Source organism: Lacrimispora sp. (genome assembly GCF_031982545.1).
Lineage (GTDB): Bacteria > Bacillota > Clostridia > Lachnospirales > Lachnospiraceae > Lacrimispora.
Window position 1 is genome coordinate 23,457 of record NZ_DALYXB010000006.1, and the last position, 13,903, is coordinate 37,359.

The 13,903-nt window shown below is 39.0% G+C and carries 12 protein-coding genes; 9 read left to right on the forward strand and 3 right to left on the reverse strand.

Features of this window, described 5'->3' with window-relative positions; genetic code table 11:
* Positions 1 to 10 precede the first annotated feature (10 nt).
* From jag to rsmG, 4 genes are all read left to right on the forward strand, one after another.
* Entirely contained in the window at positions 11 to 676 is a 666-nt protein-coding gene (gene jag / locus ABS301_RS11150) for an RNA-binding cell elongation regulator Jag/EloR (protein WP_349672301.1), read from the forward strand.
* A gap of 92 nt (positions 677 to 768) precedes the next feature.
* Positions 769 to 2,148, forward strand: coding sequence for a tRNA uridine-5-carboxymethylaminomethyl(34) synthesis GTPase MnmE (gene mnmE, locus ABS301_RS11155; RefSeq protein WP_349672302.1), 1,380 nt, complete (start codon positions 769 to 771; stop codon positions 2,146 to 2,148).
* Positions 2,149 to 2,171: 23 nt separating this feature from the next.
* Complete coding sequence (gene mnmG / locus ABS301_RS11160) at positions 2,172 to 4,073, forward strand: tRNA uridine-5-carboxymethylaminomethyl(34) synthesis enzyme MnmG (RefSeq protein WP_349672303.1); 1,902 nt, start codon at positions 2,172 to 2,174, stop codon at positions 4,071 to 4,073.
* A gap of 10 nt (positions 4,074 to 4,083) precedes the next feature.
* Entirely contained in the window at positions 4,084 to 4,815 is a 732-nt protein-coding gene (rsmG, locus tag ABS301_RS11165; RefSeq protein ID WP_349672304.1) for a 16S rRNA (guanine(527)-N(7))-methyltransferase RsmG, read from the forward strand.
* A 68-nt stretch (positions 4,816 to 4,883) separates the two neighbouring features.
* On the opposite strand, the gene ABS301_RS11170 is transcribed toward rsmG, so the two are convergent.
* Entirely contained in the window at positions 4,884 to 5,834 is a 951-nt protein-coding gene (locus ABS301_RS11170) for an alpha/beta fold hydrolase (protein WP_349672305.1), read from the reverse strand.
* Between the two features lie 228 nt (positions 5,835 to 6,062).
* Here ABS301_RS11170 and ABS301_RS11175 point away from each other — a divergent pair, with 228 nt between their 5' ends.
* From ABS301_RS11175 to ABS301_RS11190, 4 genes are all read left to right on the forward strand, one after another.
* The gene (locus ABS301_RS11175) at positions 6,063 to 6,833 is read left to right on the forward strand and encodes a ParA family protein (protein WP_104439532.1); all 771 of its coding nucleotides are present in this window, start codon (positions 6,063 to 6,065) and stop codon (positions 6,831 to 6,833) included.
* Positions 6,834 to 6,835: 2 nt separating this feature from the next.
* Positions 6,836 to 7,780: a ParB/RepB/Spo0J family partition protein gene (locus tag ABS301_RS11180; protein WP_349672306.1), complete on the forward strand. Its 945-nt coding sequence runs from the start codon at positions 6,836 to 6,838 to the stop codon at positions 7,778 to 7,780.
* Between the two features lie 24 nt (positions 7,781 to 7,804).
* A complete protein-coding gene (locus ABS301_RS11185) occupies positions 7,805 to 8,311 on the forward strand; it encodes a DUF4446 family protein (RefSeq protein ID WP_104439534.1) in 507 nt (168 codons plus the stop codon).
* A 73-nt stretch (positions 8,312 to 8,384) separates the two neighbouring features.
* The gene (locus ABS301_RS11190; RefSeq protein WP_349672307.1) at positions 8,385 to 8,780 is read left to right on the forward strand and encodes a pyridoxamine 5'-phosphate oxidase family protein; all 396 of its coding nucleotides are present in this window, start codon (positions 8,385 to 8,387) and stop codon (positions 8,778 to 8,780) included.
* Here ABS301_RS11190 and coaW read toward each other — a convergent pair whose 3' ends face one another.
* Positions 8,781 to 9,623 carry a type II pantothenate kinase gene (gene coaW / locus ABS301_RS11195; protein WP_349672308.1) on the reverse strand — a complete coding sequence of 281 codons (843 nt, stop codon included), beginning with the start codon at positions 9,621 to 9,623 and terminating at the stop codon, positions 8,781 to 8,783.
* Between the two features lie 448 nt (positions 9,624 to 10,071).
* Here coaW and adhE point away from each other — a divergent pair, with 448 nt between their 5' ends.
* Positions 10,072 to 12,687: a bifunctional acetaldehyde-CoA/alcohol dehydrogenase gene (gene adhE / locus ABS301_RS11200; protein ID WP_349672309.1), complete on the forward strand. Its 2,616-nt coding sequence runs from the start codon at positions 10,072 to 10,074 to the stop codon at positions 12,685 to 12,687.
* A 105-nt stretch (positions 12,688 to 12,792) separates the two neighbouring features.
* On the opposite strand, the gene ABS301_RS11205 is transcribed toward adhE, so the two are convergent.
* Positions 12,793 to 13,806, reverse strand: coding sequence for a LacI family DNA-binding transcriptional regulator (locus tag ABS301_RS11205; protein WP_349672310.1), 1,014 nt, complete (start codon positions 13,804 to 13,806; stop codon positions 12,793 to 12,795).
* Positions 13,807 to 13,903: the final 97 nt, after the last annotated feature.

A 13,903-nucleotide genomic window follows, 5' to 3' on the forward strand; every position in this document is an offset into this window, starting at 1 on the left:
GGGGTGACCTATGGATATGATTACAGTTTCAGCAAAAACCGTTGATGAGGCGATTACAAAAGCATTAATCCAACTGGGAACAACCAGTGATAAACTGGAGTATGAGATTGTTGATAAAGGTAGTAATGGTATTCTGGGATTTATCGGTTCAAAGCCTGCTGTCATCCGCGCAAGGAAGAAAGAAACCTTGGAGGACATGGCAATGACCTTTCTTTCCGATGTATTTGGTGCAATGAATTTAGGAGTTTCTATGGAAGCCGCATTTGATCAGGGAGAGCGTGAGCTTTCCATCAATATGTCTGGCGATGACATGGGAATTCTGATTGGAAAAAGAGGACAGACTCTGGATTCTTTGCAGTATCTGGTAAGTCTTGTTGTTAATAAGGAAAGCGAAGATTATATTCGCGTGAAACTGGATACGGAAAATTACAGAGAGCGCAGAAAAGAGACTCTGGAAACGCTGGCTAAGAATATTGCTTACAAAGTAAAGCGTACCAGAAGACCGGTATCTCTGGAGCCTATGAATCCGTATGAAAGAAGAATTATTCATTCCGCACTTCAGAATGACAAATTTGTTGTTACCAGAAGTGATGGGGAAGAACCATTCAGACATGTGGTAATATCCTTGAAAAAGGAACATATAAAAAAAGAACGGTATCAGGATCGAGATAAATAGTCAAACAACAATGAGGGTTGGGGCTGTCGGAAGGCACCCTCAACCCTTTTCTCACGCCAGTATATTGACTGGTGTAAAACAGGTGATAGAATATGAAGATGAATACAATAGCGGCGATTGCCACAGCGATGTCCAGTTCCGGAATCGGAATTGTAAGGATCAGCGGCGAGGAGTCATTTCAGATTATAGACAGGATTTTTAAAGGAAAAGGGAAACGTACTAAAAAGCTCTCTGATGAGAAATCTCATACGATTCACTACGGATTTATTTATGATGGAGAGGAACTGATTGATGAGGTTCTGGTTCTGCTCATGAGAGGACCGGGCAGTTATACGGGAGAAGATACCGTTGAGATTGACTGTCATGGAGGCGTTCTGGTTACTAAAAAGATACTGGAGACTGTGTTAAAGTACGGAGCCAGACCGGCTGAACCTGGGGAATTTACCAAACGGGCATTTTTAAGCGGAAGAATTGATTTAACTCAGGCTGAGGCAGTCATTGATGTGATTAATGCGAAAAATCAATATGCTTTAAAGTCTTCCGTCAGTCAGCTGGATGGCGCTGTTTCCAAGCGTGTCCGTGCACTACGAGAGACGATTATTTATCATATTGCCTTTATTGAATCGGCACTTGATGATCCGGAACATATCTCTCTGGATGGTTATCAGGAAACTCTGCTTCAGGGGATTATCCCCATAAAGGAAGAACTGAAGCGGCTGATCCGTTCTTCAGAGAATGGAAGAGTGCTTTCGGAAGGGATTGAGACTGTCATTATGGGGAAACCCAATGCTGGTAAATCCTCTCTTCTTAATGTTCTTGTGGGTGAGGATCGGGCAATTGTTACAGATATTGCCGGAACTACCCGTGATACATTAAAGGAGCAGATCATGCTGGAAGATTTAAGCCTGAATATGATAGATACGGCTGGAATCCGTGATACGGAGGATGTAGTTGAAAAAATAGGGGTTGAAAAAGCAAGGCAGGCGGCTGAGGGTGCTGATTTAATTATCTATGTGGTGGATGGTTCCTGCCCGCTTGATGAAAACGATGAAGACATATTATCTTTTATTGAAGGCAGAAAAGCAGTTATAGTTTTAAATAAATCAGATTTATCCATGGTTGTCACACCGGATTTATTAAATAAAAGAACCAGCCATAAAGTCATTACAATTTCTGCCAGAAACCGTTCTGGCATAGAGGATCTGGAGCATGAGATTAAGACCATGTTCTATGAGGGTGAAATTGATTTTAATGATCAGGTTTATATCACTAATGTAAGGCAGAAGAATGCACTGGAAGAAGCGTTGAAAAGTCTTTCTATGGTGGAGCAAAGCATACATGACAGGATGGCTGAGGACTTCTATTCCATTGACTTAATGGATGCGTATGAGCAGCTTGGAATTATACTGGGAGAATCAATAGAAGATGATCTGGTCAATGAAATATTCAGTAAATTCTGTATGGGTAAGTAAGGATCAGAAAAGAGGAGATAAAAATGCAGTATTTAGAGGAGTCTTATGACGTAGTAGTAGTCGGCGCTGGTCACGCTGGCTGTGAGGCTGCCCTGGCATGCGCCAGGCTGGGCCTTGAGACAATTATGTTTACTGTCAGTGTAGACAGTATTGCGCTGATGCCTTGTAATCCTAATATTGGTGGTAGCTCAAAAGGCCATCTGGTGAGAGAGCTGGATGCCTTAGGCGGAGAGATGGGAAAAAACATTGACAAGACTTTTATTCAGTCAAAGATGCTTAACCAGTCCAAGGGTCCGGCTGTACATTCATTAAGAGCTCAGGCCGACAAACAGGACTATTCAAGATCTATGAGGAAAATCTTAGAGAATACAGATCATCTGACCATACGGCAGGCAGAAGTATCTGAAATCATAACAGAAAATGGGATTCTGGCTGGGGTTAAAACTTATTCTGGTGCTGTATACCACTGTAAGGCCGCTGTATTAGCCACAGGGACCTATTTAAGAGCAAGGTGCATTTACGGTGATGTAAGCAATTATACAGGCCCCAATGGGTTACAGGCAGCCAATCACTTGACTGATTCCTTAAAGGCCAATGGAATCGAAATGAGGCGCTTTAAAACAGGTACTCCCGCCAGAGTGGATAAAAGAAGCATTGACTTTTCTAAAATGGAGGAGCAGCTGGGCGATGAGAGAGTAGTGCCATTTTCCTTTTCAACGGATCCGGAATCCATTCAGAAGGAACAGATATCCTGCTGGCTGACTTATACAAATAGCAGCACACACGAGATTATCAGGAATAATCTGGATCGTTCTCCTTTATATTCCGGCGCAATTGAAGGCACAGGACCAAGATACTGCCCATCCATCGAGGATAAAGTGGTAAAGTTCCCGGATAAAGACCGCCACCAGGTATTTGTGGAACCGGAAGGCCTTTACACCAATGAAATGTATCTGGGAGGAATGTCAAGTTCCCTTCCTGAGGATGTTCAGTATGCCATGTACAGAACCGTTCCGGGGCTGGAAAATGTTAAGATCGTGAGAAATGCATACGCCATTGAGTATGACTGTATTAATTCCAGACAGCTGTATGCCACTTTGGAATTTAAAGCAGTCAGCGGATTATTCAGCGGTGGACAGTTTAATGGAAGTTCAGGTTATGAGGAAGCAGCTGTTCAGGGTTTTATGGCTGGAGTAAATGCCGCCATGAAAATTCTTAAAAGAGAGCCAGTCGTATTAGATCGTTCACAGGCATATATCGGTGTTTTAATTGATGATCTGGTTACCAAGGAGAATCTGGAACCTTACCGTATGATGACATCAAGAGCAGAGTACAGGCTTCTTCTTCGTCAGGACAATGCAGATCTGCGTTTAATGGGAATTGGACATGAGATTGGTCTGATCAGTGAGGAAAGATATAAAGAATTATTAAAAAAGGAAGAAGCAATTGAATTAGAAATAAAACGTTTGGAATCAACCAATATGGGAGCATCCAGTAAAGTGCAGGAGTTTTTGGAGAAGCATGGGAGCACGCCCTTAAAAACAGGAACAACTTTGGCGGAATTGGTGCGCAGACCAGAACTTGATTATATTATGTTAACTAATATAGATACCAACCGGTTGCCACTCCAAAATGATGTAATGGAGCAGGTAGATATCAATATTAAGTATGAAGGATATATACGCAGACAGAAGCAACAGGTCTCACAATATAAAAAACTGGAAAACAGAAAGCTGCAGGCTGAATTCGATTATGCAGAAGTAAAAGGGTTGAGAAGAGAAGCCATCCAGAAACTGAATTTATATAAGCCTTTGTCCATTGGACAGGCATCCAGAATATCAGGTGTTTCTCCAGCAGACATCTCCGTTCTTCTGGTTTATTTAGAACAGATGAAGTTTCATAAAAATACAGATCAGAAGGAGTGAGGTAGGAAAAATGACAGATGTTTTTTGTGAGAAGTTCCAAAACGAATTGAGTCTATTATCTATTAATTTAGAAAAAAATCAATTGGAGCAATTTTATAAATATTATGAGATATTAGTTGAATGGAACAAAGTAATGAACCTTACTACAATTACAGAGATGGAAGAAGTTATATCAAAACATTTTGTTGACAGCTTATCTCTTGTTAAGATTTTGGATGATCTGGGTACTGAGGTTTATAGCATAATTGATGTTGGTACAGGGGCTGGTTTTCCTGGGATTCCTTTAAAAATAGCATATCCACAACTCAAAATTACATTAATGGATTCTTTGAATAAAAGAATAAATTTTCTTAATGAAGTAATTAATAATTTGAGTTTAAATGATATCTGTGCAATTCATGGGAGAGCAGAAGACTTAGGACGTGATATTAATCATAGGGAACGATATGATTTTTGTGTTTCCAGAGCAGTAGCAAATTTAAGCACTTTATCAGAATATTGCATGCCCTTCGTGAAAGTAGGTGGTTGTTTTATACCATACAAATCTGGCAAGATAGAAGAGGAGTTGGGAGAAGCAAAACATGCGATTTTTCTTTTAGGTGGAAAAATAGAAGATACAGAACGGTTTTTACTACCAGGTACAGAGGCAGAGAGATCATTGATTAAAATTAATAAAGTAAACGGTATTTCTAAAAAGTATCCACGAAAAGCAGGGTTACCATCAAAAGAGCCGTTAAAGTAAAATGTTTCACGTGAAACATCCAGTAGAGAATCATATCTCTTTAGGAATGTTTCACGTGAAACATTTTTTTATAGAAAGTACATTTGAATTATTTGGTATAGACTGTTAGGATTCTCCAATTGTGGAAGATATTTACTCTTCGCTACTAGAGAACTTTCAATAGCTGGATTATACTTTTGATATTCGGAAATAACTTCGTTGATTCGATCCATTTCCTCACCACCAGTAATGTAGATACTATTGTTGATTTTTTTCAGTGCATTAGTTACATTACATTTTGTATAATTACACTTTACACTGGCATACAGTGATTTTGGTGATTCTCCTAAATGAGCGGATTCATAATATGCATCTATAATTGAACTCTTTACGGAATAAGGGTTGAAATAGTAATTTCTTCCAAATTCTTCGGTTATAGATTGCTTGCTCACTGATATATGATATAGAAGAGTACCTAATATGGGCAGATCCAGTATGAATTTATATACTTTTGAGTGATTATTGGGTATCTGGCTACATGTCATTAGACTTTCCGGATTAATGAGCATAATCTGGTCAAATAGTTCCGGAGCGTTATTACATGCCATAAGAGCCAGCGCTGATGAAGCACCCGTAGCGATTACATTGGTTCGGTGTCCAATTTCAGATTTAATAAAATCGGAGAGCATCTGTACATAAAGATAATTAGTATAGGTAAGATCGGGTTTCTCTGAACGACCGCATCCCAGAAGATCAATGGTGTATACGGTATACTGTTCTTTTAACAAGGAGATCATGCTGTTCCACTCATAACCATTAGAGTATGCGGTCAGATCATGAATTAAAAGAAGTGGTTTCCCTGTGCCAGATTTCGTATAATGGATATTACCAAATCTCCATTTGTAGCATAAGGACTTTGCATCTGATAAGATATTTTTTGAAGATGCAGAGAGTTTAACAAATTTATTAATAACTGCAGTTGCGGCAGCTGTACTTGCTGAAAGGATGAGCAGAGTCAGTAATTTACTCTTAGTTTTCATTATATACCTCCTGAGTGCTGATAATCTCTTCTTATTATAATATAATCGATATGGACTTACAACGTCAAACATATTAATTTATTCTTAAACTTGGAAGAATGTTTCACGTGAAACATTTTTTGTAATTTCTGTATTTATTTTACTTGAAACCATAGGAAAAAAAAATAAAGTATGCTATACTCTAATTTGAACTGCATTTCCGGACGTTGTAACAGGAGAAAATTAAAAATGGGAAGAATCATTGCGATAGCAAACCAGAAGGGCGGAGTTGGTAAAACAACGACCGCAATCAACCTATCAGCTTGTCTTGCAGAGTCAGGACAACGGGTATTAGCTGTGGATTTTGATCCACAGGGAAACGAAACCAGCGGACTTGGTATGGAAAAGTCAACGATTGAGCGTACTGTATATGATCTTTTGGTTGGAGAATGTGAGATAGAAGAATGTTTGATACCTAACGTTCAGGAAAATCTGGATTTATTGCCATCAAACGTGGATCTGGCAGGAGCTGAAATAGAGCTGCTGGAAATTGAAAATAAGGAGATACTCCTTAAGTCATATCTTGAAAAAGTCAAGAAAAACTATGATTTTATTATTATAGATTGTCCTCCGTCATTGAGTCTATTGACAATTAATGCCTTAACAGCAGCTAACACCGTTCTAGTACCCATCCAGTGTGAATATTATGCTTTGGAAGGCCTTAGTCAGGTTTTAAAAACAGTAAATTTAGTAAAAAAGAAATTGAATCCTTCTCTTGAAATGGAGGGAGTTGTATTTACCATGTATGATGCAAGAACAAATCTTTCATTGGAAGTTGTTGAAAGTGTAAAAAATAATTTAAATCAAAATATATATAAAACAATCATACCCAGAAATGTCAGACTGGCAGAGGCTCCCAGCCATGGAATGCCGATCAATTTATATGATTCCAGATCAGCGGGGGCAGAAAGCTACCGGTTACTGGCGGCAGAAGTTATCAGCAGAGGAGAAGAGATCTAGATATGGCAAAGAGAACAGGTTTAGGGAAAGGCCTTGGCGCAATTTTTGGAGATGAAGTAATGGAATCTGCAGCAGAAGAACAGGAAATGAGGAATCATAAAGAGACAGAACATACCTCTCTAATATCTGAAAAAGAGAAAGCTGATTCGGAAATTGGAAAAGGAATGTTTTTAAAAATTTCACTGGTTGAGCCTAACCATAATCAGCCAAGAAAGGAATTTCGGGAAGAAGCGTTAGTAGAATTGGCTGAATCCATGAAGGAGTATGGTGTATTACAACCACTTTTGGTTCAAAAAAGAGGCGAATACTATGAAATTATCGCTGGTGAACGTAGATGGCGGGCAGCGAAACTGGCTGGCTTAAAAGAAGTACCCGTAGTAATCCGGGAATATACAAAGCAGCAATCTATGGAAATAGCATTGATTGAAAATGTTCAAAGGGAAGATTTAAATCCCATTGAAGAAGCCAGAGCTTATTCTATTTTGATGCAGGAATTTGGTTTGAAGCAGGAAGAAATAGCAGCTCGTGTAGCTAAGAATAGGGTTACCATAACTAATAGTATGCGATTATTAAAGCTGGATGAACGAATTCAGGAGATGTTAATACAGGATCAGATCAGCAGCGGTCACGCAAGAGCATTACTGGCAGTGGAAGATGGAGATTTGCAATATCAGCTTGCCGGTAAAATTGTGGCTGAAAATATGAGTGTCCGAGAAGTAGAAAAACTTGTAAAATCCTTATCAAAAAAGAAAGAACCAAAAGAAGGTAAAGAAGAGGATGAAAGCATTTCACTAATATTCCGGGAGTTGGAAGATCGAATGAAAACTGCCATGGGTACCAAAGTCAGCATTAACCGAAAAGATAAAAATAAAGGAAGAGTTGAAATTGAGTACTATTCTGAGGCAGAATTGGAAAGAATAGTAGAGTTATTAGAATCCATAAGATAACATCATGGAAGTGAGGACGAAAGAATGGATAACAGTATATTAAATCAGCTGCCGATTGATCCAGCCTTTTTGATCATTGGATTATCCGCGCTTACACTAATATTACTAATTGTCGTAATTATTTGTATGATACAAATGAAAAAATTGTATCGCAGATATGATTTTTTTATGAGAGGCAAAGACGCAGAGACACTTGAGGGCATTATTATGGAACAGATGGAAGATATTGCCCAGTTAAAATCAGAGGATCGTGCGAATAAAGACTCTCTGAGAAATACGAATAAAAACTATAGAAGTGCATTCCAGAAGTTTGGTCTTGTAAAATATAACGCATTTAAAGGCATGGGAGGTAATTTAAGCTTCGCTATGTCATTATTGGATTATACAAACAGCGGATTTGTACTGAACTCAGTTCATAGCAGAGAAGGATGTTATGTATACATTAAAGAAGTAGAAAGAGGAGAAACAGAAGTACTTCTTGGAAGTGAAGAAAAAGAAGCTCTGGAACGGGCATTGGGATATCATTCATAAAAAACACGGTTTTTACCGTGTTTTTTATATATATGTTATATGAATCATTATAATTGGAAGAGGAGAAATTAATATGGAAGAAGTACTTCAGTATTTAAAGGAATGCAAAACGTTCTATCTGGCTACCTGTGATGGAGATCAGGCAAGAGTACGCCCGTTTGGAGCAGTATGCCTGTTTGAAGGGAAGATTTATATTATTACCAACAATAAAAAACCGGTATTTGATCAAATGATGAAAAACCCTAAAATTGAGATCAGCGGAATGAACCACGGGACCTGGATCCGGCTTCAGTGTGAAGCTGTTTTAGATTCCAGAAGAGAAGCGAGAATAGCAATGCTGGAAGAGTATGGATCAGCTTTAAGCAGAATGTATTCAGTTGACGATAACTTAATGGAAGTATTCTATTTACAAAATGCCAAAGCTGTAATCCAGTCCCTTACCAGTGAAATAAAAGAATTTTCATTTTAATTAATGGATCTCTGTCATCTCTAAATGATGTTCTTCTGTGAGAGCAGCACCGATGGCAGTCCCGTATTCGGCCTGTTCAGGTATAATAAAGTGAACATCAAACATGGTCTCCAGGGATTGAAAGATCTCCCTGCACTGAGGAAACTTAGAAAGATTCCCTGTCATAACAAAGTCATTAATATTGCTGTTTAATGAAGAAAGAATGGCGGATTTTCCTATTACCTGGAGCACCATATGAATGATACCGATTGCAATATCTTCATCTGATACAAAACCCCTGACTTTTCCAAAATTTGATGCTGTCGCAGATAATGGCAGCCCTGGAAGAGGAGTTCTTGAAATATCCTGAATCTGTAAGTCGATATTACTTAAAGTTCCTCTGCTGGCCAGATCCATGATATGGGAGATATCCTGAGTTTTTAATAAAAGGCTTGAAAGTCCCAGGATGGTTCCTCCACCGATTCCAATACCTCCGGTATGAACAATGGAATCTCCATTCACCTGTACCAGTGAAGTACCGGTACCCATGCTTACCACGATTAAATCCTTTAATCCGGTAAAATACTGACCACCTAATCCATTGCAGGTAAATTCATTCACCTTAAAAGTTGGAATACCATAAAGAGGCTGCTCTACATATGCACTTCCTACCCCTGTAATCATAATTTTTTCTATTTCATTTAACTGAATATTGTTATCATAAATAAATTTACCCAGAGCACCAAATAGAGAAGCAATAGGATTATCTGCTTTTACAAATGTGGGTATTTTCAATTTATGATCCTGAAATCCTACAATCTTCGTTGTACTTCCTCCAAGATCAATTCCAATGGTTATTTTCATATATGTCCCCTTAAATCACCTTATCTAATTAACCTGCCCGGACCTTTTTATAGCAGGTAGTAAGGCTAACTATACCATATTTATAGGTAAATGCCAAGTTCTTAAATGTGTTCATAGAAGCAGGCCAGAATCATGTGATTTCTTTATTTTATATGAGATAAAAATAGAAGAAAAACAGGATATAGCGGTTTGTTGATTATTCTGTATCATTAATAACTCTTATAAACCCTTGTTTTATAAGAGTTATAAGATTCAGACCAATTCTTATATAAGTAAAAAAATATTTATAAAAATTAGATAAAAAATATATCGATTGGTGTATATTTTTGTGAGTTCTCACATTGACAAAAAAATAACGATAGAATATAATAAGATCATAAAGATCGTTAAAAAAATATCGATCAAGTAACCAATGGGATTGATACTTATAAAATGGAGGAAATTCAAGATGGCAAAAAAAGAAGAACTGATTAAGGTTCCCCAGATAATTGATAGTGTAGATACCCTGATCGCAAAAATGGAGGCAATGAGAGAAGCTCAGAGAGTATTCGCAACCTTCACTCAGGAGCAGGTTGATAAAATCTTTTATGAAGCAGCCAGTGCTGCAAATAAATTAAGAATCCCTCTTGCAAAGATGGCTGTCCAGGAGACAGGGATGGGCGTTGCAGAGGATAAAGTAATTAAGAACAATTATGCAGCTGAATATATCTATAATTCTTATAAAGATACAAAAACCTGCGGTGTGATTGAAGAAGATAAAGCATTTGGAATAAAGAAAATTGCAGAACCAATCGGACTGGTAGCAGCTGTTATTCCGACTACAAACCCGACTTCAACTGCTATTTTCAAAACCTTAATCAGCTTAAAGACAAGAAATGCAATTATCATTTCCCCACACCCAAGAGCAAAGAACTGTACAATAGCAGCTGCTAAGGTAGTTCTTGATGCGGCTGTCAAAGCAGGAGCTCCAGAAGGTATTATTGGATGGATTGATGTACCGTCTCTTGAATTAACCAACGAGGTTATGAGAAGTGCAGATATCATTCTTGCAACAGGCGGACCTGGAATGGTAAAAGCAGCTTATTCCTCTGGCAAGCCGGCTCTGGGCGTTGGCGCAGGTAATACACCGGTGATTATTGATGATACAGCAGATGTTAAGATGGCAGTCAACTCCATCATTCATTCCAAAACATTTGATAACGGTATGATTTGTGCTTCTGAGCAGTCTGTTACTGTTCTTGAAAAGGTTTATGATGCGGTTAAGAAGGAATTTGCAGCAAGGGGTTGCTACTTCTTAAAAGGCGATGAGATTGAGAAAGTACGTAAAACCATTATTATCAATGGTGCGTTAAATGCCAAGATTGTTGGTCAGAAAGCTCATACCATTGCCAAACTTGCTGGTGTTGAAGTTCCGGAATCAGCTAAGATCTTAATTGGTGAAGTGGAAAGCGTACATCTTGAGGAAGAATTTGCACATGAAAAGCTGTCTCCAGTTCTGGCAATGTATAAGGCTAAAACCTTTGATGAGGCAATTGAAAAGGCAGAACAGCTGGTTGCAGACGGTGGTTATGGTCATACAGCTTCTCTGTATGTGAATGTGAATGAAACTGAAAAGATGGCAAAACATGCAGCTGCAATGAAAACCTGCCGTATTCTGGTTAATACACCATCTTCTCATGGCGGTATCGGTGATATCTATAACTTTAAGTTACAGCCATCTCTGACTCTGGGCTGCGGTTCCTGGGGAGGAAACTCTGTTTCTGAAAATGTAGGTGTGAAGCATCTGCTGAATATTAAAACCGTTGCTGAGAGGAGAGAGAACATGCTGTGGTTCAGAAATCCGGAGAAAGTTTATTTCAAAAAAGGCTGTATGCCAGTTGCGCTTAGTGAGTTAAAAGATGTTTATAACAAAAAGAGAGCATTTGTAGTAACAGACTCTTTCCTTTATATGAATGGTTATACCAAGGCAATTACCGACAAACTCAATGAAATGGGTATCGTTTATACTGTATTCTCAGATGTTCAGCCTGATCCGACTCTTGCAAATGCTGAGGCCGGTGCTGCAGCCATGAAGGCATTCCAGCCAGATACAATCATTGCTCTGGGCGGCGGTTCCGCTATGGATGCTGCGAAGATCATGTGGGTTATGTATGAGCATCCGGAAGTGGATTTCCAGGATATGGCAATGCGCTTTATGGATATCCGTAAGAGAGTTTACACATTCCCGAAGATGGGCGAGAAAGCTTATTTTGTAGCAATCCCAACTTCTTCCGGTACTGGTTCTGAAGTAACTTCTTTCGCTGTTATTACAGATCAGAACACTGGAGTAAAATATCCGCTTGCAGATTATCAGTTAATGCCGAATATGTCTATCGTTGATGCAGACAATATGATGAGCCAGCCTAAGGGGCTGACCAGCGCTTCTGGTATTGATGTACTGACTCATGGACTGGAAGCATACGCTTCAGTCATGGCTTCTGACTATACGGACGGTCTTGCACTGAAGTCTATGAAAAATGTATTTGAATACCTGCCAACTGCTTATAATGATGGAACCAATGTTGAGGCAAGATGCAAGATGGCTGATGCTTCCTGTATGGCTGGTATGGCATTTAACAATGCATTCTTAGGAGTCTGCCACTCTATGGCTCATAAATTAGGAGCTTACCACCATATTCCTCATGGTGTGGCAAATGCACTGTTAATCACACTGGTTATGGAGTTTAATGCTTCTGAAGTACCGACCAAAATGGGAACATTCCCTCAGTATCAGTATCCCCATACACTGGCCAGATATGCAGAATGCGCACGCTTCTGCGGAGTGGAAGGCAAGGATGATGGAGAAGTATTCAAAAAATTCCTTGTTAAGGTTGAGGAATTAAAGAAGGCAGTAGGCATTAAGGCAACTATTAAAGATTACGGCGTAGATGAGAAGTATTTCTTAGATACACTGGACGAGATGGTTGAAAATGCATTTGATGATCAGTGTACCGGTGCAAACCCAAGATATCCGCTGTTCAGTGAAATTAAGGAAATGTATTTAAAGGCTTACTACGGTAAATAAATATAAACCGGGAAAGAGATCATAACAGGATCTTTTGACAGGACAATAAAAGAGAATGGATTTGGAGTTTTTCAAATCTGTTCTCTTTTTTTATGCCACAAAATATTAAGTAGATTTTCTTAAAACCAGAGTGGTGCCGATTTCAATTTTTACAGGGTATGAAGATTTCGTATTGATAAGTTCTGCCATACGCTTTGCTGCCATCATTCCCATATACTGTTTGGGAACATGGATGGTTGTGAGGGGTGGGTCAAGGAACGTACATAAAGGCATATTATCAAAACCAATTACGGCCACATCCTGTGGAACCCCGTAACCATATTCCTTCAGTGCTTTAATGGCTCCGGCTGCAATGAGATCATTGTCTGCAAAATAACAGTCTGCCGGTGTTTCTCCCTGTTTTAAAACAGCCGCCATGTCAGCATAGGAGCCATCCATGGACGGAGATAGTTTGTGGACTTTTGAATTGGAAACGGACATGCCGTTCTTTCTGACTGCCTGGTAGAAGCCGTCAGATCTTTGCTCGAAATTCTTGATGGGGTAGGAGGACTTTAGATATCCGGGCTGCTTTTTCCTTTTTCTGATCAGATAGTTTGCTGCAAAAAATGCACCCTGCACATTATCAATTATGACACAGTCGGCGCTCCGGTTTTCAAAGCAGGTATCTACTACCACAACGGGTACGGGAAGATTTAAAAATGGTTTAAAGTCTTCTTCCCCCATCTCTGTTCCAAGAAGCAGAATTCCCCGGCAGCCTAACCGTACCATTTCGGAAACCTTGGCTGGAATATCATCTTCTTCATAAAGATAAGAGATGTTCAGATAATAACAGGCCTCTTTGCAACCGGCATCGATTCCTTCTGATAACTGGGAAAAGAAGGGGGTATCTGAAACAACAGCGCCATTTTTCCGATATATGATAAATTGTATTATGCCGTGAGGGCTGGTGCTCTGAGAGGTATCTTTTATTTTTGAAAAATCAAAATTATGTTCTTTTGCAGCCTCTATGACCTTCTTTCTTGTCTGAGTGCTGACTCCTGGTTTATGGTTAAGAGCCATGGAGACAGCAGCTTCTGACAGATTAAGCAGTTTAGCAAGTTCCTTTGCTGTTATGGACATCAAAATGGGCTCCTTTCTTACTGACAGACTTCTTAATTACCAACGTAACAGATTAAGTGAATTAAGTCAAGAAAATACTTTATTTCACTTAACTATT